The sequence below is a fragment of the Flavobacterium hiemivividum genome (genome assembly GCF_004349145.1).
In the GTDB taxonomy this organism is placed as follows: domain Bacteria; phylum Bacteroidota; class Bacteroidia; order Flavobacteriales; family Flavobacteriaceae; genus Flavobacterium; species Flavobacterium hiemivividum.
On record NZ_SMFO01000003.1, the window covers coordinates 26,325 to 47,107 of the forward strand.

The 20,783-nt window shown below is 33.2% G+C and carries 20 protein-coding genes; 7 read left to right on the forward strand and 13 right to left on the reverse strand.

Annotation, left to right across the window (positions count from 1 at the left end; translation table 11 throughout):
- Window positions 1-145: 145 nt before the first annotated feature.
- From E0F98_RS06025 to E0F98_RS06045, 5 genes are all read right to left on the reverse strand, one after another.
- On the reverse strand, window positions 146-556 hold the full coding sequence (locus E0F98_RS06025; RefSeq protein ID WP_132109721.1) for a hypothetical protein: 411 nt from the start codon (window positions 554-556) through the stop codon (window positions 146-148).
- A gap of 156 nt (window positions 557-712) precedes the next feature.
- Window positions 713-1,720 carry a recombinase RecA gene (recA, locus tag E0F98_RS06030; RefSeq protein ID WP_132109983.1) on the reverse strand — a complete coding sequence of 336 codons (1,008 nt, stop codon included), beginning with the start codon at window positions 1,718-1,720 and terminating at the stop codon, window positions 713-715.
- Between the two features lie 223 nt (window positions 1,721-1,943).
- Window positions 1,944-2,453 carry an acyl-CoA thioesterase gene (locus E0F98_RS06035; RefSeq protein WP_132109722.1) on the reverse strand — a complete coding sequence of 170 codons (510 nt, stop codon included), beginning with the start codon at window positions 2,451-2,453 and terminating at the stop codon, window positions 1,944-1,946.
- A 40-nt stretch (window positions 2,454-2,493) separates the two neighbouring features.
- Window positions 2,494-2,877: a DoxX family membrane protein gene (locus E0F98_RS06040; protein ID WP_132109723.1), complete on the reverse strand. Its 384-nt coding sequence runs from the start codon at window positions 2,875-2,877 to the stop codon at window positions 2,494-2,496.
- A gap of 4 nt (window positions 2,878-2,881) precedes the next feature.
- A complete protein-coding gene (locus tag E0F98_RS06045) occupies window positions 2,882-4,030 on the reverse strand; it encodes a DNA polymerase III subunit (protein WP_132109724.1) in 1,149 nt (382 codons plus the stop codon).
- A gap of 286 nt (window positions 4,031-4,316) precedes the next feature.
- Here E0F98_RS06045 and E0F98_RS06050 point away from each other — a divergent pair, with 286 nt between their 5' ends.
- The 4 genes from E0F98_RS06050 (at window position 4,317) to E0F98_RS06065 (ending at window position 9,150) form a co-directional block, all read left to right on the forward strand.
- Window positions 4,317-5,504, forward strand: a complete 1,188-nt coding sequence (locus E0F98_RS06050; RefSeq protein ID WP_132109725.1) for a phosphoglycerate kinase — start codon at window positions 4,317-4,319, stop codon at window positions 5,502-5,504.
- Between the two features lie 109 nt (window positions 5,505-5,613).
- Window positions 5,614-7,632, forward strand: coding sequence for a LysM peptidoglycan-binding domain-containing protein (locus tag E0F98_RS06055; RefSeq protein ID WP_132109726.1), 2,019 nt, complete (start codon window positions 5,614-5,616; stop codon window positions 7,630-7,632).
- A 48-nt stretch (window positions 7,633-7,680) separates the two neighbouring features.
- Window positions 7,681-8,664 (forward strand): DUF4837 family protein, encoded by a 984-nt coding sequence (locus E0F98_RS06060; RefSeq protein WP_132109727.1) that lies wholly within the window; start codon window positions 7,681-7,683, stop codon window positions 8,662-8,664.
- Between the two features lie 39 nt (window positions 8,665-8,703).
- Window positions 8,704-9,150: a GNAT family N-acetyltransferase gene (locus E0F98_RS06065; protein WP_132109728.1), complete on the forward strand. Its 447-nt coding sequence runs from the start codon at window positions 8,704-8,706 to the stop codon at window positions 9,148-9,150.
- Between the two features lie 192 nt (window positions 9,151-9,342).
- Here E0F98_RS06065 and E0F98_RS06070 read toward each other — a convergent pair whose 3' ends face one another.
- Window positions 9,343-10,980, reverse strand: coding sequence for a S41 family peptidase (locus E0F98_RS06070; RefSeq protein ID WP_132109729.1), 1,638 nt, complete (start codon window positions 10,978-10,980; stop codon window positions 9,343-9,345).
- Between the two features lie 97 nt (window positions 10,981-11,077).
- Window positions 11,078-11,491, reverse strand: a complete 414-nt coding sequence (locus E0F98_RS06075; RefSeq protein ID WP_132109730.1) for a ribonuclease P protein component — start codon at window positions 11,489-11,491, stop codon at window positions 11,078-11,080.
- Window positions 11,492-11,721: 230 nt separating this feature from the next.
- On the opposite strand from E0F98_RS06075, the gene E0F98_RS06080 reads away from it, so the two are divergent.
- From E0F98_RS06080 to E0F98_RS06090, 3 genes are all read left to right on the forward strand, one after another.
- The gene (locus E0F98_RS06080) at window positions 11,722-12,456 is read left to right on the forward strand and encodes a lysophospholipid acyltransferase family protein (RefSeq protein ID WP_132109731.1); all 735 of its coding nucleotides are present in this window, start codon (window positions 11,722-11,724) and stop codon (window positions 12,454-12,456) included.
- A gap of 10 nt (window positions 12,457-12,466) precedes the next feature.
- Window positions 12,467-13,453, forward strand: a complete 987-nt coding sequence (locus tag E0F98_RS06085; protein WP_132109732.1) for an acyl-ACP desaturase — start codon at window positions 12,467-12,469, stop codon at window positions 13,451-13,453.
- Between the two features lie 120 nt (window positions 13,454-13,573).
- Window positions 13,574-14,227 (forward strand): HD domain-containing protein, encoded by a 654-nt coding sequence (locus E0F98_RS06090; RefSeq protein ID WP_132109733.1) that lies wholly within the window; start codon window positions 13,574-13,576, stop codon window positions 14,225-14,227.
- A 60-nt stretch (window positions 14,228-14,287) separates the two neighbouring features.
- On the opposite strand, the gene E0F98_RS06095 is transcribed toward E0F98_RS06090, so the two are convergent.
- The 6 genes from E0F98_RS06095 to E0F98_RS06120 all read right to left on the reverse strand — a co-directional run bounded on the left by E0F98_RS06095 (window position 14,288) and on the right by E0F98_RS06120 (window position 20,738).
- Entirely contained in the window at window positions 14,288-14,689 is a 402-nt protein-coding gene (locus E0F98_RS06095; protein ID WP_132109734.1) for a hypothetical protein, read from the reverse strand.
- Window positions 14,690-14,762: 73 nt separating this feature from the next.
- The gene (locus E0F98_RS06100) at window positions 14,763-17,402 is read right to left on the reverse strand and encodes a carboxypeptidase-like regulatory domain-containing protein (RefSeq protein ID WP_132109735.1); all 2,640 of its coding nucleotides are present in this window, start codon (window positions 17,400-17,402) and stop codon (window positions 14,763-14,765) included.
- A gap of 6 nt (window positions 17,403-17,408) precedes the next feature.
- Complete coding sequence (locus tag E0F98_RS06105; RefSeq protein WP_132109736.1) at window positions 17,409-18,140, reverse strand: GLPGLI family protein; 732 nt, start codon at window positions 18,138-18,140, stop codon at window positions 17,409-17,411.
- 46 nt (window positions 18,141-18,186) lie between these two features.
- Window positions 18,187-18,447, reverse strand: a complete 261-nt coding sequence (locus E0F98_RS06110; RefSeq protein WP_132109737.1) for a hypothetical protein — start codon at window positions 18,445-18,447, stop codon at window positions 18,187-18,189.
- 83 nt (window positions 18,448-18,530) lie between these two features.
- Window positions 18,531-19,313 (reverse strand): enoyl-CoA hydratase/isomerase family protein, encoded by a 783-nt coding sequence (locus tag E0F98_RS06115; protein WP_132109738.1) that lies wholly within the window; start codon window positions 19,311-19,313, stop codon window positions 18,531-18,533.
- 9 nt (window positions 19,314-19,322) lie between these two features.
- On the reverse strand, window positions 19,323-20,738 hold the full coding sequence (locus tag E0F98_RS06120; RefSeq protein WP_132109985.1) for a sensor histidine kinase: 1,416 nt from the start codon (window positions 20,736-20,738) through the stop codon (window positions 19,323-19,325).
- Window positions 20,739-20,783: the final 45 nt, after the last annotated feature.

Below are 20,783 nucleotides of genomic sequence, written 5' to 3' on the forward strand. Positions count from 1 at the left end.
TGTATAAAAGGTTGCGTTAGAAAAGCGCTTTTTTTTTTAATTGGTTTAATTTTATATTCAATTGAGAAAAATTATTCGTTTAAAATTGATACAAAGGTTGTAAAAAAAAGAGGTTGTTAAGTGAATAACAACCTCTTTTAAAGAATTATGAAGCAGCGCTTACAGTTATGGTTTGCGTTACAAACTCTGTTTCTGATTTTTTAAAGTTTAGAATGTAAGTTCCTTCAGTTGCAGCTTTAAATTTGTAAGTTGTTTTTTTAGTAGCTGGAGTGGTGTCACAAGTAGTTCCTTCTTGTTTTGTTTCAACTTCAATAGTCTTTGTTTTTTCTGCAGAAGTTTCAATAAATTTATTAAATACTCCACAATTGTTTTCTACTGCATACGTTACTTCAAGAGCAATTTCTTCATTTAATTTTGCTGTTGTAGGTCCAGTTACCTCCGTTACAAATGTCTTTTTAGTTACAATTGTTGGCGTATCATCGTCATTACTACAAGAAGCTAATCCAGCTGTTACAAATAATACTAATGCCGCTGCTTTTAATCTTAAATTTTTCATTTTTTTAATTTATAAGTTAATAATCATATACAAGATGATTACAAAATGAAAAGGTTGCTTCAAAAGTATTTTTTCTTTCTAAAAAGTGATAAATAGCTAAAAAAAAGATGCTCGAATAGTATCCGAGCATCTCTTATTATTTGCCATAAAGAACTATTAAGCGTCAGCTAATTCTTTTATTCTAGCTTTAATTTTTAGTTCAAGTTCATCCGCTAATTCTGGGTTGTCTTTTATTAAAGATTTTACAGCATCACGTCCTTGTCCTAATTTAGTTTCACCGTAACTAAACCATGAACCTGCTTTTTTAATGATTTCAAACTCAACAGCAAGATCTAAAATCTCTCCTGTTTTTGAAATTCCTTCACCGTACATGATATCAAATTCAGCGATTTTAAAAGGTGGAGCTACCTTGTTTTTAACAATTTTCACCTTTGTTCTGTTACCAAGAACGTTATCACCATCTTTAATTTGTGTAGAACGACGAATGTCTAAACGTACCGAAGCATAAAACTTCAATGCATTTCCACCGGTAGTTGTTTCTGGATTTCCAAACATTACACCAATTTTCTCTCTCAATTGATTGATAAAGAAAACGGTACAATTTGTTTTACTGATTGTTCCTGTTAATTTTCTTAACGCTTGAGACATTAAACGCGCATGAAGACCCATTTTAGAATCTCCCATTTCACCTTCAATCTCACTTTTTGGAGTCAAAGCAGCAACGGAGTCAATAACCACAATATCAATTGCACCTGAACGGATCAAGTTTTCAGCAATTTCTAATGCTTGCTCTCCATTATCAGGTTGAGAAATAATTAGGTTTTCGATATCTACGCCTAGTTTTTCAGCATAATTTCTATCGAAAGCATGTTCGGCATCAATAAAAGCGGCGATTCCACCTGCTTTTTGAGCTTCTGCAATAGCGTGCAGCGTTAGTGTAGTCTTTCCAGATGATTCTGGACCGTATATTTCGATTATTCGACCTCTTGGATAACCATTAACACCTAATGCTAAATCGATTCCTAAAGACCCTGAAGAAATAGTTTCTACTTCAACAATGGCTTTGTCTCCCATTTTCATAACCGTTCCTTTTCCGTAGGTTTTATCTAGTTTGTCAAGGGTAAGTTGTAGCGCTTTTAATTTTGCTTCTTTTTCTGTACTCATCTTCTCTTTCTCTTTTACTTTTTCTACTTTTTCTTTCATCTATATGTATTATTTTTCTATCTGTAACAAGCTAACAGCGTGTATTTTTACACAGTTAGTTTTATTTAAAAGCAATTGTACCTTATCGTAAAAATACTTCTTTTTATGATGTGAAAATTCCCTTTCAAGATTATTTTTAAATCCTTGGATTTCTTCTAAAAAGACAGTGCTAAATTCTCAATTCTTACATGAACAATGCTTTCAATTCTGTAGCGTCTGCGGGTTTGATTTTTCCTGCCAATAGTAAACTCAATTGCTTGCGTCTTAGCGCAGCATCAAAGCGCTGTTGCTCTAATTCTGTTTCTGGGATTATTTGGGGTACTTCTACTGGTCTACCTGTGTCATCGACGGCAACAAAAGTGTAAATAGCTTCGTTAGCCTTGGTTTTATTTCCAGATTCTCTGTCTTCTACCCAGATGTCGATAAAAATTTCCATCGAACTCTTGAAAGCTCTTGTAACTTTGGCCTCAACAGTTACCACACTTCCTAGCGGAATAGCTCTATTAAAAGCCACATGATTTACTGATGCTGTAACCACTATTCTTCTCGAATGTCTTCTTGCGGCAATACTTGCAGCACGATCCATACGCGCTAGTAATTCACCACCAAAAAGATTATTCAATGGATTTGTTTCACTTGGTAACACTAAATCTGTTAGTATAGTCAATGATTCTGAAGGATGTTTTGGTCTCATTTTATATGTCAATGTAATTACTTTTCTTAATTTTTTATTTCTAATTTAACCAATACACGGCCATTACTGCAGGTATAAAATAGATTACTATGGTTCTTGCTCCGTCATAATCTTTTGCTAATCGTTGTCCGAATAGTAACATTATTAGAGTGATACAAGAAAAAATTGCTCCGTAAAATCCAAATAGTCTACCGTTATTAATTAATAATTCAATGCAACCTACAATACATAAAATTCCAGATATCAATTCTAAAACTAGGATATTCGCTAATGCCAAAGGCACTTTGTTTCGTAAAGGAGTTTTTGCAAAATGACCTTTTAACCAAGCGATATTGTCTTTCCAATAAAACAGTTTGTCATAACCGGATTGCAGAAAAGAGATTGCTAAAAAAATTAATATTAAAATGGAGGCAACGTTGTTCATATGGTTATTTTTTATGGATTAGACGAGTGAGTTTGATTGATAAATCTGTTAAAATAATTTTTGCACTTCCGTTGCGTTCAATGTGATACATGGCATCGGAGAGTTCTTTAAAAATATCGTGAATGTTATTCCCATTTACAAAAGGAGCAAAATTTTCTAGTTTAAATTTTTCGACTTTTGGTTCAAAATAAACTAAACCTTTAGTCTCATAATTCATCATTAAAGCCTGACGGAACATTTCGATACAAAACTGAAGAAATTTCTTTTGTGTTTCTCTTCCCAATGCAGCAATTTTTTCACTCCAAAGAATCAAATCTTGAATCGCAGCAGCGTTTCCTTTTGCTTTAAATGCCGCTCGAACCCAAGTTACAAACCATTGTTCAAATGGATGTTCCTCGTCATCAGAGCGAAGTAAATGTAAGGCAATGTTATAATTCCCTTGTGCCTGATGTGCGATTTTTGCCGCTATTTTTGGATCAACTTGTTCTCGAGCCACCAGCGCTTCTGCGATAATTGGTTCACTCAAACCATTAAAATGTAAAATCTGGCAACGGGAACGAATCGTTTGAATTAAATCCTCTTCATTTTCAGTAATCAAAATAAAAACCGTCTTTTCTGGCGGTTCTTCTAGCAGTTTTAATAATTTATTGGAAGCAGAAATGTTTAGTTTATCGGCCATCCAAATAATCATAATTTTATAACCGCCTTCGTATGATTTTAAAGATAGTGATTTTAGAATTTCCTGAGCATCATCCACTCTTATTTCGCCCTGCTTGTTTTGAACGCCTAATATGGCGTACCAATCAAATAAACCACCATAAGGAGTTTGAGTTATGAATTGCCTCCAATCAGTAATAAAATCAATACTTTTTGGGTTTTTCTTCACTTCTTCAGTCGTTACAGTAGGGTAGGCAAAGTGTAAATCAGGATGTGATATTTTTTCGAACTTTAGATTACAGGCTTGGTTACTACCTGTATTTTCTCCGTTTTGATTGCTACATAAAATATATTGGGCATAGGCAATCGCCATAGGCAAAGTCCCCGAACCTTCTGGGCCAACAAACAATTGTGCGTGCGGGATTCTACCCAAATCGGCACTGCGTGTCAGATGATTTTTAATGTGTTCTTGCCCTAATATTTCTGAAAATTGCATAAAGCAAAGATAGAAGAAATTGGGTTAGTCTAAAATTTTAGTTGGCAAAGTTTATTTAATATAAGGATTGGAAAAGACGGTGCATTCTTGTTATTTGGATTGACTGACTTCCCGTGTCTTTTTTAAATAATAATCACATTCAATATAAAAAGAATAAAGTAGTTGTTGATTTACATCGTTTTCGTTACGAATAATCACTAGTTTTTGACTTTTTCGAATATAGTAATACTCTAAAAGTTCTATATTTGTTACACTTTCAAAAAACAATAAATTAAAAATATACCTGATGAAGACTTTAAATGATTTCGATTTCAAAAATAAAAAAGCAATAATACGTGTTGATTTTAATGTGCCTTTGGACGAAAATTTCAATGTTACCGACGCTACTCGTATTGAAGCGGCAAAACCTACAATAGATGCAATTTTAGCGCAAGGTGGAAGTGTGATTTTGATGTCTCACCTTGGTAGACCAAATGGAGCTGAAGAAAAATACTCGTTAAAACATATTTTAAATACAACTTCTGAAGTTCTTGGAGTACCGGTTAATTTTGTTTCAAACTGTATTGGTACAGAAGCTGAAAATGCAGCTGCTGAATTACAGCCAGGTCAGGTTTTATTATTGGAAAACTTGCGTTTCCATGCTGAAGAAGAAGCTGGAGATGTTGCTTTTGCAAAACAATTAGCTGCTCTAGGAGATATTTATGTAAATGATGCTTTTGGAACTGCGCACAGAGCACATGCTTCAACTACGATCATTGCTCAATTTTTCGAAAACAAAAAATGCTTCGGATTGCTATTGGCAAAAGAAATAGAGAGTTTGAACAAAGTATTAAAAAATAGCGAGAAACCAGTAACAGCAGTTCTTGGTGGATCGAAAGTGTCTTCAAAAATCACTGTTATTGAAAACATTCTAGATAAAGTGGACCACATGATCATAGGTGGTGGAATGACATTTACGTTTGTAAAAGCATTAGGAGGAAAAATTGGTGATTCAATATGTGAAGATGACAAACAAGAATTAGCATTAGAAATTTTAAGATTAGCAAAAGAAAAAGGAGTGCAAATTCACATTCCTGTAGACGTTGTTGCAGCAGATGATTTTTCAAATACAGCAAACACAAAAATTGTTGATGTAAAAGAAATTCCTGATGGATGGCAAGGTTTGGACGCAGGACCAAAATCATTAGCCAACTTTGAAAAAGTAATTATGGAGTCTAAAACGATTCTTTGGAACGGACCATTAGGAGTTTTCGAAATGGAAAGTTTTGCAAATGGAACTATCGAATTGGGGAATTTTATCGCAGCTTCTACTGCAAAAGGTGCTTTCTCACTAGTAGGTGGTGGTGACTCAGTAGCAGCAGTAAAACAATTTGGACTTGAGGACAAAATGAGCTACGTTTCTACAGGTGGAGGCGCAATGCTAGAAATGCTTGAGGGTAAAGTATTGCCAGGAATAGCAGCCATTTTGGACTAAAGATTTCATTTTTAACAATTTTTAGTGATTATATTAGTTATAACATATTAAGTTTGTAAAAATAATCAGTCCTTAATCGTTTAGAATTAAGGATGTTGACAACAATAATATGACTATAAAAAATATCGCACTATCCTTCATTTTTTTAACATCAATTCCTTCGTTTTCGCAACAAGTTGTAGAAAGTGATGGAATTGTTAGTATAGAGACAAATCTATCTTATTTAGATTCTATCAAAAAGACCTTCGTTAAAAATGAAATGGCTGCTCAAATAGACAGTTTATGGATGAAGGAATTGACAAATCTAGAACTATACAACGACATCACGTCTGATATTGAAAACATCAATTTAGACACGAAGGTAGATTATGAATTGTCGACAGAATTGTTGAAATCAAGGTTAGAGGCCATGAATGCCAAATCGCCTTTCAAGATTGTTTACAATGAGAGTCTAGAAAACGTAATTAAATCGTTTTTAAAGTACCGCAAACAATCATTTGGACGATTAATGGCAATGTCTGAATATTATTTCCCCATGTTTGAAGAGGCTTTTGCCAAAGGAAACGTGCCTTTAGAAATAAAATATTTGTCCATTGTCGAATCAGCATTAAACCCAAAAGCGGTTTCTAGAATGGGAGCTACCGGACTTTGGCAATTTATGTATCACACCGGAAAACAATACAATTTAAAGATCGATTCTTATGTAGATGAACGCAGTGATCCCTTAAAATCGACAGCTGCAGCGGCAAAGTACATGTCTAATATGTATGCTGTTTTTGGAGACTGGGAATTGGTATTAGCATCTTACAACTCAGGACCAGGGAATGTGTCTAAAGCAATCAGACGATCAGGAGGAAAACAGAGTTATTGGGACATTAGAAAATACTTACCAAAAGAAACGCAAGGGTATGTTCCTGCTTTTTTAGCAACCATGTATTTATACGAATACCACAAAGAACATGGAATAAAAGCGGATAAAGCAGTGGTGCAGCACTTTGCCACAGATACTATAATGATCAAAAAGCAAATGTCATTCAAGCAAATTGCTGATTTATTAGATGTTCCGGTTTCGCAATTGCAATTATTAAATCCATCATACAAACTAAATGTGGTTCCTTTTTATCATGATGAGAATCATTATATAAGATTGCCGCGAGAAAAAATTGCGACTTTCGTTTCTAATGAAGATAAAATGTATGCTTATGTTCAACACGAAATCGATCGCAAGGAAAACCCTTTCCAACATTCAAGTGCAGTTGCAAAAAATGATGAAAGTAATACAGTAACAAAAACGATTTCTCGATCAAAAACAAAATATTACAGGGTAAGACGTGGAGATAATCTGGGTTCAATCGCCAACAAATATGATGTTGATGTTGCCACAATTAAAAAATGGAACGGACTACGAAGCAATACCATCGCCTACGGAAAAACGCTAAAAATCATTTCTACAGAAAGTGTTGCTCAGGCAATTAAGAAAGAAGCTAAAGTAGAAATTGCTGCTGTTGACATAAAAGCAGGGAAGGAAGTTAACAATAAAAAAGACACTAAGGCTGATACTTTATCGACGAAAGCCGCGACTGTATACGTTGTTCAAAAAGGGGATAATCTAAATAGTATTGCGCAAAAAAACAATGTTACAGTGGCTGAAATTAAAGAGTGGAATAATCTCTCGAGTACAACAGTTCAATTAGGCGCTTCTTTGATGGTTGCCGAAGTAATTACCAACAAAAAAACGGAAGCTGTTGCAGAACTTGAACGTAAAGATATTGAGTATACCGTCAAAATGGGGGACAATCTGGGAAATATCGCCAAGAAATTCGGTGCTTCTGTAAATGATTTAAAAGAATGGAATCAGTTATCAGGTAACAACGTCGTTTTAGGCAAAGTTTTGATTGTTGCCAAAGATGAAATCGCGATTAATACGGCTCAAGCTTCGGTAGATTCATTTAAGAAAAAAGACAATGCAAATAAAAAAACAGCAAGTAATTATTATGTTCAAAAAGGCGATTCTTTGTATAGCATTGCCAAAAAATATCCTGGAGTAACAATATCCGATATTAAAAAGTGGAACGATATTCGCGATGAAAATATTAAACCTGGAATGAAATTAAAAATTAGCGGATAATATGTTTAACTTCTATAAATTTGGGTTTTATTTCATAAATATTTTAAAATGAATAAAGCCCATTTTTTATTTCTACTTATTGCTCTTCTGTTTTTTTCCTGTAAAAAGGAAAATACTGATGTTATTCAAAAAGCAACAGGAAAAATCAATAATATCTCTGTAATTATTGATGATCAGTTGTGGAATGGCGAGGTAGGGGACAGCCTACGAAATAAGTTTGCTGCTCCAGTAATTGGGTTGCCTCAAGAAGAGCCTCTGTTTACCATAAATCAATATCCCGCCAAACTTATGGAAGGGTTTATGACGGACAGTCGCAACATCATTATCGTAAAAAAAGAAGATAAGAATAAATTTGAAATAAATAAAGATCAATATGCTACTCCCCAAAATGTTTTCCATATTTCCGGGAAAACTACTGCTGATATTTTAAAAATTATTGAAAAAAACACCTTTCAAATCATTCAAATTATCAGACAGACTGAAATTGAGGAATGCCAAAGACTTTATAAAAAGTCGCTCCTTGATCCTAAGATTATTAGTAAAAAGTTCAATATTGCCCTAGATATCCCATCGGATTATGAATATATGGTTCAGGATTCTAATTTTGTTTGGCTGAAGAAAGAGTTAATAAGTGGGAACACCAGTTTATTAATTTACCAAGTTCCATTTTCTGCTATAAAAAATAAGGCTAATTTGGTTTCGAATATCATTAAAACCAGAGATTCGATTGGCGCTTTATACATTCACGGTAAAGAACCTGATACTGATATGATTACCGAAGAAGCCTACTCTCCCTACTTTTTTAAGATCAAACTCGACGGAAAACTTACCTATGAAACCAAGGGAAATTGGGAATTAAGGAATGATTTCATGTCTGGGCCTTTTATTAATTATGCTATTTTTGATGAAGAAAGTAATAGAGTGCTGTTTCTAGAGGGGTTTTGTTATTCTCCATCCAAAGAAAAAAGAGATTTAATGCAGGAATTAGAATCCATCATTAAATCAGTTACAATATTTAAGAAGGAGCTGTAGGTTAAAAAAATTACTAAAATTTAAATATAAAAACTATCCATGGCAATACAATGGAAAACAAAGCCTTTTGAGGCACTTTCAGTAAATGAGTTATACGATTTGCTTAAATTAAGAAGTGAGATCTTTGTAGTGGAGCAAAACTGCGTCTATCTTGATCTTGATGGCAAAGACAAGTTTGCCTTGCATCTTTTTGGTGAATTTGAAGGTAAAATTGTGGCTCATGCACGCCTTTTTAAGGCTGGAATTAGTTTTGACAACGCTTCGATAGGTAGAGTTGTGGTAGATATTAATTACCGTGACAGGAAATGGGGACATGATTTAATGCGCGAAGCGATCGCCGGAATTGCTAAGCATTACGATGAGGTTAAAATAACCATTGGTGCGCAGTTGTATTTGAAGAAATTCTATGAAAGCCACGGCTTTGTGCAAAGCAGCGAAATGTATCTGGAAGACGATATTCCACACATTGAGATGAAAAGAGAGTAATTATAACATCTTAGTATAGAAATTACGATAAAATTTTCCTACCCAAAATTAAATATTTATTTTATCATTCCGTCTCGTTTTTTGGAACGAGACGGAATGACAATTTTGTGGTTATGATTTATAATAGCATTTTCAAAAGTCAAATAGTATTGCTTTTAATTCAATCAGTACTAATAATCTTATCGTAAAGTGCTATTTTTTCAGGATGCTGTTGTATTCAGTTGTATTGTTCAAAATGCTAACTGATTTTTTAATTTCGGAATTTGTTTTTACATAATACTGATAAAGTCCTTCTTGATATTGGTATCGCTTAATAATTTCGTCAACAATTAAACCTTTAATTTCTTCCTGGTTTTTATCTAATAAGGTTTCTTCGCTTTTCTGAAGGGCCGAAAGAAGTTGTTGGTATTCGGTGTTAATAGTAGCGTCTATATTTTCTTTTTTGGCTACAGCCAAAGTATTTTTTAATGCCTTTTCTGTTTCTGTATCGAAAGAGATTTTTTGGGTTTTTAAAAACTGTTTGAAGTTTGCAAAGTCCGAATTTGAAAATGTAGGTATCTGTGAGCCCAAATTTGGATTTTTATAATAATAATCGGTAGCGTAATTAAAAATCCCGTCGTTGTTCAGTAAAGCTTTGGCAATGGTGCTGGTTTTGGTTTCTTCCAGTTGAATATCTGGCAAAACGCCGCCACCGTCATAAACGGTTCTTCCTTTTCGGGTTTTAAAGCTGTTATAATTTTTTTTATCGGTTCTAGTCGCTACGCCATCTTTGTCTTTATGAGCATAGTCTAAAGCTTGAATACATCTGCCGGAAGGCGTGTAATATCTTGAAATCGTTACTTTTAGTTGGGTGTTGTATGTTAAATCAATTGGTTTTTGAACCAGTCCTTTTCCAAAACTACGGCTTCCCACCACCACGGCGCGATCTAGATCTTGTAAGGCACCTGAAACAATCTCTGATGCCGAAGCACTTCTTTCATTTATAAGAATTACCAACGGAATTTCAGTATCTACTGGTTCCATCATTGTTTTGTATGTGTTGTTGTGTTTTTCGTTTTTCGATTTTGTAGTTACAATAACTTCGTTTTTTGGTACAAATAGATTGCAAATGTTTACAGCTTCATGCAACAGTCCGCCAGGATTTCCTCTTAAGTCTAAAATAATTCGGTCAGCGCCTTGCCTTTTTAGTTCTTCTAATGCTTTTTTGGTTTCAAAGGAGGCTTTGTTATTAAAATGTGCCAAAACAATGTAGCCTGTTTTTTCGTCTATTTTCGAAAAAAACACTACCGATTTTATTTCGACTTCATCAAGAACAATTTGTGCGGTATTTGTTTTTCCCTGACGGTTGAATTTCACGTCGATTTTAGTGTTTTTAGCGCCTTTCATCAGTTGAGATGCATCATCTTTAAAATCAGATAAAAGGACATCGCCAATTTGGATAATTTCATCTCCGGGCTTCAAACCAGCTTTATCGGCAGGGAAATCTTTGTAAATCTCGCGTATAATGATTTTATCATCTTTTCTAGTAATTAGAGCACCAATTCCGGTATATTCTCCAGTATTGTTAATTTTAAACTTTACCACATCCTGCTCGTTGAAGTAGACGGTGTAAGGATCTAGACTCGCTAACATGCCTTTGATGGCACTATCCATTAATTCGCCAGGATTTGCATCGTCCACATAATTAGTGTTCAATTCCTTGAAAAGTGTTGTGAATATTTCGATTTGTTTTGCAATTTCGAAAAAGTCGTCTTTAAAACTAGCACCTAGAAACAATAAGCCCGAGGCAACAACAGGAAGGATATATTTTTTTTTCAGTATCGAAATCATGATCTTTATTTAAGGAGTACTAAAATAGCAATAAATCATGAATTATTAAGAGCGAAGACGAGTATTCTCATTTTCATTGGTTTAAAATAAGGAAGAATTATTCCTTTTCAGAATCGTCTTTTACTTCCACGGCTTCTTTTTTAGCGTTTTGAGCTATAAATTTCTCAAATAATTGGATGGTCTTAGTGTTGATTTCTGCATAAGACAAGCGGTCTTTCGTCTGGTAAAAAAACATGAAAGAACAGGGTTGGTCTAGGTTGTCAATAAGGATGTGTTTGTTTAGACGATAGGTCTCGCGAAGGAGACGTTTGAAATAATTTCTGTCCACCGCTTTTTTAAAGTTCCTTTTAGAAACAGAAACTCCCATTTTAATTTTCGATCCATCACTTATCGGTCCACAATGGTAAACGAGTCGCAATGGGTATTTTGAAACTGATTTCCCTTCAGAAAACAATAGGCCAATTGTGATCTTACTTTTTAGTTTTTCTTTCTTTGGATAAGTGAAATTCATTTGTATTAAAAGACAGGGATTAAAGCAGACAAAGGTACAATTAATACTAATTATAGTTATTTATTAGTTAGAAAATGTAAAGTATGATGCCGATATAGTATGAAAATAGTCTAATTTTTATTGGACTATCATTGAATACATAATCGGTATAAACCATAAACCTATTATTGTTTCGAAAATAAATAGCGGTAAAAATATAATTTCCTACTTTTGTCGCTAATTTTTTAAGCATGGAAAAGATAATATCGTATCCGATATCTGTAATTTATTATTTATTATTTGGTCTTACGTTGGTCATTTTTCACCCTATTCAATGGGTTTGTTTGAATGTTTTTGGATACCAAGCTCATAAAAAGAGTGTGGACTACATGAATTTCATTTTGTTGAAATGTACTAATCTTCTAGGAACTACTTTCCATTTTGAAAATATAGAAGGAGTTCCAAAAAATGTACCTATTATATTTGTCTCCAATCATCAAAGCATGTACGATATCATTGCCATGATTTGGTATTTACGTAGATTTCATTGTAAATTTGTAAGTAAGAAAGAATTAGGGAAAGGAATTCCAAGTGTTTCCTTTAATTTGCGTCACGGAGGTTCTGTTTTAATTGATAGAAAAGACCCAAAACAGGCAATTCCTGCAATTAAAGGGTTGGCTAATTATATCGAAAAATACTGCCGTTCAGCAGTAATTTTCCCCGAAGGAACCCGCAGTAAAACAGGGAAACCAAAAGAGTTTGCACAAACTGGTTTGAAAATATTATGTAAGAACACTCCAACGGCTTATGTTGTTCCGATCAGTATCAACAACTCTTGGAAAGTGGTAAAGTTTGGATTTTTTCCTTTAGGTTTAGGAAATCGCCTTACCTTTGTATTACATAAGCCATTAGCGGTAAGTGAATATGACTTTGCTGCATTAATGGAAAAGACGGAAAGTGCAGTAGTGAAAGGAATAAAATTTTAATTTATATAAAATGTCAATAAAAAACATTCGATTAGAAGTAATGCAGTTTTTAGAAAAAAACGTGACGAGCTATGTGGATCAATATTTGATACCAGTTGAAGAAATTTGGCAGCCATCTGATTTTTTGCCTAATTCTGAAAGCGATAATTTCTTAGAAGAAGTAAGAGAACTACGCGAAATATCTAAGGACTTACCTTATGATTTTTGGGTAGCAATGGTAGGAGATACTATTACAGAAGAAGCTTTGCCAACCTATGAAAACTGGTTGATGGAGGTAGAAGGAGTAGACAATTTAGAGAGAAATGGTTGGTCAACTTGGGTTCGTCAATGGACAGGTGAAGAAAACCGCCATGGTGATTTGTTGAATAAGTACTTGTATTTATCTGGTCGTGTAAACATGCGCGAGGTCGAAATTACAACTCAGCATCTTATCAATGATGGTTTTGACATAGGTACCGGAAGAGACCCTTACAAGAACTTTGTTTATACTAGTTTCCAAGAATTAGCAACTTATGTATCGCACAATAGAGTTTCACAATTGGCTAAAAGCTACGGAGATAAAAAATTAGCAAAAATGTGCAAAATGATTGCTGGTGACGAAATGCGTCATCATCATGCTTATAGCGAATTTGTAAATCAGATTTTCAAGGTAGATCCTAGCGAAATGATGCTTGCTTTTCAATACATGATGAAAGCTAAAATCGTTATGCCAGCGCATTTCTTGAGAGAATCTGGACAAAAGATAAGTTCTGCTTTCGAGCATTTTTCAGACTCGGCACAAAGAATTGGGGTTTATACTGCCAATGATTATGTCGATATTATGCAAAAATTGATTGAAAAGTGGGAAATAGATAAAATTACCGGTTTAACAGATGAGGCCGAAAAAGCACGTGATTATCTAATGAAATTACCAGCTAGAATGGCTAGAATTTCAGAAAGAATAGTTATTCCACAAGAATCTCATATTTTCAAATGGGTAGAGCCTGCAAGACTTTAATTTTTTGAAATACAAGTCTCGAATGCGGGTAATGGAATCACCATTAAATTAAAATACAAATGTTGATTTTTAAAGTGTAGCCACTTTAGAAATCAACATTTTTTTATAAAATCATAAAAGATGAACAACATAGATATCATTAGCAAAACAATAACTTTTGTTAAAGAAAAATTGAAAAATGCCGAAGGCGGTCACGACTGGTTTCATATAGAAAGAGTCTATAAAAATGCCTTGTTGATTGCAAATGATGAGGTTTGTGATGAAACTGTTGTTAAGCTAGGAGCTTTGCTTCATGATATTGCAGACAGTAAATTTAATGATGGCGATGAAGCTGTAGGGCCAGAAATTGCGAGAACATTTCTAGAAGCAGAAGGTGTTGAAGAAGAAATTACAAATCATGTGATTAAAATCATCGAGAACATCTCTTATAAAGGCGGTAATGTCAAAAAAGATTTCTCTTCTATCGAATTAGATATAGTGCAAGATGCAGACCGTTTAGACGCCATTGGAGCCATCGGAATAGCTAGAGCGTTCAATTATGGAGGTTTTAAAAATAGAGGGATGTACGACCCTAAAATCGCGCCCAATTTAAAAATGACAAAGGAGGAATATAAAAAGAGTACTGCTCCAACATTTAATCATTTTTATGAAAAACTATTGTTGTTGAAGGACAAAATGAATACTGCTTCTGGAAAAGCAATTGCTGCCGAAAGACACCGTTATATGGAAACGTTTATGGCACAGTTTTATGCAGAATGGGACGGGGAAAAGTAAGTGAGCAGTGTTCAGTTTTTAAGTGTTCAGAACTACTGAATACTTAAAAACTGAATACTACTATATTATTCCTTTTTCTTTCATTTCGATAATTACATCCGAAGCGTTTTTAAACGTAGGTGGCTGTTCTATAATGCTTCCCACTCTTTTTTTGTTGAGTTTGAAGGTGATGTCGTTTTCTGTAGTGAATAAAAGTGCCGTCAAAAACGGATTGTTCATATATGGAGCCAAAACTATAAAAGCTTCGTCTAGGGTATGAAAACTTTCTATTTCCTCGGTTTTATACTTTGCGCTAAGGGAAAGACTAAAAACATCATCTTCTAATAGTACAGGGCGTACATAGATGTTCTTCAGTTCTGTATCACCTATGGTCTTCGCCAAAGTTAATTTGGCATACGTACCGTTTTGGATACTTTGTTTTACACTTTCCCAAAAAAGGGCAAATATTGGTTCGTATGACATGAGTTCAATTTTAATGTTAAGTTTCTGAGCTGCAAAATTACATTATATACCTTAAACGAGTACTAAAATTTGTTTAAAACTTGAAGGCGATACTTGCTAGGAAAAATCTATTAATAAGGTTGTAGGAAGCAATACTTTTTGAATAATCCGAAATATTAATAGTTTCAAAAGTCTTGTTATTTGTCAGATTCCTGCCAATAATCGAATAATCGAATTTTTTATTTTTTGAAGTAAAAGTAATTTCACAATCCAAGAATAAATAGTTTGTATTCATGGTTAAATCTGGTATAATAAATTGAGTAGTTAGGTTTCCTTTAAATCTATCTGTAAGTTTTAAAACAGTTTTAAATGAATTTTTTATTGAGCTAAAGGTGTTGCTACTGTTTCCCTGTAGTAATATTTTATTCGAACTGTATGAGATATTATTCTCAATAAACATGTGTTTTACTATTGGAGTATTTGTTGTTAACTCGATTGTGAAATATTTTGATTTAATATCTCTTAAATCTGAGTTGTTTACAATGTTCTTGTTAAGTGATATGGAATAATTTGATCTTAATTTAAAATTTGAATTTAGTGAGCGGATAAATTTTTCACCCTTAAAATTAAAATTATAATTTTCATTTCCAGAGTTCAACATAAATGAAGTGGTAATTACATAGTCAGGGTTTATATAATTTTTATAGAAATAATTATTATTACGATGATTATAATTAAATCCTAGAGACATATTTGTAAGGTAGAAGGAGTCCCCATAGTTAAAATTAATACTATAATTATGAGTTTTTAAAAATTGCATATTAGCTTCGTTGTTACGAAAACTACCAAAGCCAGTTTGAACAAATCCTTCAAAAAGATTAGTTTCTTCTGGTGCAACTTGATTAAAGCTGTAGGTTGAGACTAAGTTTGTATGACGTGAGAAACGGTATAATAATTTTAAAGATGGGTTAATGATTGTATTATTTTGATTGCCGGAAATACTATTATTAAATTTAAAATATTGAGTTCCTATTCCTAGTTTAGCAGCAAAAGCATCTTTTTTGTAAGTAATATCGCTATTAATATATGATAATGAATATTTGTAAACGAGATCATTTTGAAAGTTAAGATCTGTTGATGGTATATTATCACTATTTATGGTTTCTAAGAAAGAAATGAATTTATTTTTTTCATAATGAAAACCGGCATGAACTGCTAGTTTGAAATTGCTAAATTTAGTCAAAAATTGAGTATTGCTCCTTAATATTTCTTTACTAAACCTACTTTCTTGATTATTCTCTTTTATATTTGTTGAAACTGTAGAATCAATACTTATTCCAGGTGCTAAATTATATTTTTGAGGAGCTGAACTATTGCTATAAAATGTAGATGAAGTGATAGCACTATTATCATTGATGCGTTTTGTTAGATTTAAGTTTTGTTTTGTAAACCAGTTTTTTGTGTTTACATTATTTGTTTGTCGTACTTCGTTATTATAGGATACACTTTTATAATCAACTTTTTGAACATTGAATTTCCCTAGGTATTCCCAATTTAGAGTTTTACTAACATTTTTATTCAACTGAATATTAGCATTGTACAATTCTGGAGATTTTACCGCATTTTCTGTCTGACTATTGGTAAATACTTCATTATTGATTGTGTAGTAGGTCTCTTGTTTGTTGAAACGGGATAGTTTATCAGTATAGATACCCAAATTTAACTTTAAGGATGTTTTTAAATTTAATTTGTATAATGTATTTAAACTGGTATAGAAATTATTGTTAATTCTGTGCAATTTATCTTCTAATGGAGAATAAAATTGGCCTTGATTGATAAGTTCGCTTGCTTTTAGTTTTTGTTCAGATAAAGATTCAAGTGAAATACTTGTTGAATTAAAATCATACGGGGTATTGTTTATACCTGTATTATTAAAACTGGAAACGATAAAACTTTTGTTTTTGGAATTAAGAAGTATACCTGTAATAGTAAGGTTTTGTTTTTTTTCAATTCCCAAACCTAAATTCGCGTTTCCTGAAAAGTCTGATTTCCCCTTTTTTAATTTTAAATTGATAGCGACTTCATCGTTTGACGTAAGTCCTTTAAGTAGAATGTTTTCTTGATAGTTTTCAATTGCTTCAACCTTGTCAACAATATCTACATCAATATTTTTTGAACCTATTGTATATTGACTATCAAATAAATCATCTCCGTCTAGAAGAAGTTTTTTTATTGTTTTTCCTTTAAATTTAATTTGTCCATTATCTTCAACCTCTATTCCAGGTAATTTACGTAATAAATCTTCAACGACCTTTTCTGAGCCATTTTTAAATTTATTGGGATCATAAACAATAGTGTCTTTTTTTACTTTTATAGGTTTGTCATCTCCTATTATCACTTCTTTGAGCTTGATTATACTGGGGTTAAGTTTAAAATTGAGAGTAATTATTTTGTCTTTTTCTAAAACAAAACGCACTTTTTTATAAACAGTCTCATATTCATAACTATTGACCTCAATTAATAAACTGTCCTGAGGTTCTTTTAAACTGATAGAAAAATTACCATTCTCATTTGCTCTGCCAAATTGATAAATGAGATTTGGATTAGTTGTTTTTTTTATTAAGATATTAGCAAATGCTATAGGGCCTTTGTCGTCATATACGTTCCCTTTGATGGTTTGTGTATAGCATTGGTTTACAAAGAAGCAGAAAAAAAATAAAATAAAAAATTTCATATCAATTTACTCAATAATATATAGTTCTTTGTACCCTTTAGGCATGCCTCCAGAGCCTCCGTAAGATGATATTTTAGCTTTAGTATCGGCATATTTTTTTCGGTATGTCGTTACAAATTCCTCATATGTTATTGTCTGTTTTTCATGATATGGATTTATAATTTCATTAATGTTAGCGGTTATTTCTACTTTTGTTGCTATTGCATTGTACATCCCTGCATTATTATTAATTGTATATTCTAAAATCATACCAGGTAAGCCTGATAGTTTCCATGGGCCATCTGAAAAAGGGATGTCTTTTGTAAAATAAACTTCAATAGTACGTCCTCTGAAAAATAAACTAGCTTTTTGACAAGAATAATTAAGAATTGTTTTGGTTTCGGGCAAAATTTGCCAATCGAAATTTTCAATTTCGTCTTGTATATTAAAAAATTTCAAACTAACCATGTCTCTGTACGTAACTTTGTTATCTAACAATTCTTTGTAGAAAACAGGATTGCTTTCAGTCTTGATATTTAATGTGTTCGGATTATTATTATTGTTTTGGGAAGCGATGAAATCTTCTACATATAGTGATTTTTTTCCATCACCTGTTAGATAGGTCTTGAGGTAGGTGTTCATAGAGATTTCCCCATTGTCTTTTACAGCAATATGGTAATCGTAAGTGATTTTATATGTTTTTTTTTGAGAAAAAATAGGAGCTGAGAAAAGTAGTAGGAGCAGTATATAATGTTTCATGGATTTTTTTTGATAATTATAGCCCGAAAATTTCCGGGCTATTGTGTTATTGTCCAAGAGGATCTGATAATCCGGTATCTGGATGTCTTTCTAATAATTTATGAGCTGCCATATTACAATTGTCTCCTGTAGTAATCAGACCGCAAATTGTTTCTGTATCTACTTTCACCCCATCATAGTATAAAGTAGCTGTACAGCATTCGCTTACGGTTTCTTTTTTATTTGTTAGAGTTTCTTTCTCTTTCTCATTTGCAATTGTACTAGAGCTCACTAGTAAAACACTTGCAAAAAAAAATAATTTCTTCATTTTTATAGGTTTTTTAGTATTAATAAAGCTAAATATATATCTAAAAACCAAAATAAATCTTACTTTTTTTTACATCCACTAATCTATGCTCCTGTAAAAACTGCCTTTCTTTTTTCTAAAAAAGCGGTAGTTCCTTCTTTAAAATCATCGGTGCCAAAGCATTTTCCGAACGATTTTATTTCAGTTTCAAAACCATTTTCACCGTCTTTGTAATTAGCGTTAATCGCTTTTATTGCTTTACTGATGGCTACTGGAGAGTTTTTCATGATTTTTTGCGCCATTGCATTACAGAATTCTAAAAGTTCTGGTTGTGGTACCACATGGTTTACTAAACCGGTTCTGTAGGCTTCGTCAGCGGTAACCATTCCTGCGGTGAGTATCATTTCCATGGCGCGTCCTTTCCCAATTAATTGTGGCAAACGTTGCGTTCCACCATATCCTGGAATTACTCCTAAGGATACTTCTGGTAAGCCCATTTTGGCATTATCGGAAGCGATTCTAAAGTGACAAGCCATTGCCAATTCTAATCCTCCTCCAAGTGCAAATCCGTTAACGGCTGCAATAACTGGGATTTTTAAGTTTTCGACAAAATTGAATAAAATATCTTGTCCTCGCGCTGCTAATTGAACTCCTTCTTCCACAGAAAAATCTGCAAATTCAGCAATGTCAGCTCCAGCTACGAACGCTTTTTCGCCACTTCCAATTAAAATAACTACTCGGGTTTCGTAATTTTTTTCCAACTCCTCAAAAGCCTGATGTAGTTCTTGAATTGTGGCTTTATTTAGGGCATTTAGTTTTGTAGGGCGGTTTATAGTGATGGTTGCAATACTATTTTCTTTTGCAATTAGAATGTTTTTGTAGCTCATTTTGGTAATTTAAGAGTTAATAATAGGAAGCGAAACCGTAAATCGGGTTCCTTTTCCATATTCTGTATCAAAGGTAATTGTTCCTTTATAATTTTCTATGATGTTTTTAATAATACCTAAACCTAGTCCCATACCGCTATTTTTAGTGGTAAATTTAGGTTCGAAAATGCGACTTATGTCTTCCTGCTTAATCCCGATTCCATTGTCACCAACGATAATCAAGACATTGTTCAAGTCTTTTTTTACGGCTACAAAAACGATTTTATTTTCCTGTTGCTCCGGGATCGACTGAATTGCATTTTTAACTAAATTAGTGATAATTCGGATAAGTTGTGTTCGATCCATCTTAGAAATTATTTCGGGAGAATCACTTTCAAAAATAATATGCTCCTCATTGAATATTTCTAATGCCAGTTCGACCACTTCCACAACGTTTAGCGTTTCATTTTGTTGGGCTGGCATCGAAGCAAAATTAGAAAATGCAGAGGCAACCGCATTCATAGTGTCAATTTGCTGAATCAATGTTTCCGAGTAATCTTTCATCTTTTGTATGATGTCTGGATCTTCAGGATTGAATTTTCTTTCGAAACTTTGAACCGTCAAACGCATGGGCGTCAACGGATTTTTAATCTCGTGAGCCACTTGTTTTGCCATTTCGCGCCAAGCTTCTTCTCTTTCGCTTTGGGCTAATTTTACGGCGCTGATCTCGAGTTCTTCCACCATTCGATTATAAGCCGTAATCAGTAAGTTAATTTCTTTGCTGCTTGCTTCTAATACTATTTTCTTATTTTTTTGACTCAAACTAGTCTCGTTCAAACGGTCAGAAATAGTCTTTAATGATTTTGTAATGTAAGAAGATAAGAAATATGCCAGTGCAAACGCCACAATCAACATGAAGGAATAAACTTGTCCTAAACGAATTAAAAAGCTGTTGAGCTCCTTTTCATAAAAGCCGTCATCCTCTAGGTAAGGTAAGTTTAAAACACCTAATGGTTTGAATTTATCATCCTTTATTTGGGTAAAAGAAGATCTGTTTTTAACGCCATTTATGGTTTTGATGTCTACATATCTTTTTTCGATCGAAGAACGAACTAGTTTTAATATGTATTTTGGAATAGGAGGTGAAACCTTATCAACAGAAAAGGACTCTTTTGAGGATTTTAAGAGCTTTCCTTCTAAGCAATAAATATTTATTTCAATATTGTGAATGTGCGCCAGTTCATGGATTTTATCCTTGAAAATTAAGTCTAGATTTTCAGTGGTTAGCGGGTAAGTCGTTGTCGAAAGAACGTAATTTATATGTTCGCGCACCGCGTTTTCTTTCCTTTCTAGTCGTTCTTGATGGTATTCTTTGGCTTCGTTTTTAAATTGGATAATCGAGATAGAAGCTAGCAAAACAGAGGCTACAATTATCAGTACGATCATCGAAAGAAAAATCCGAATTCGTAGTGACAACATAGACATTCTGAA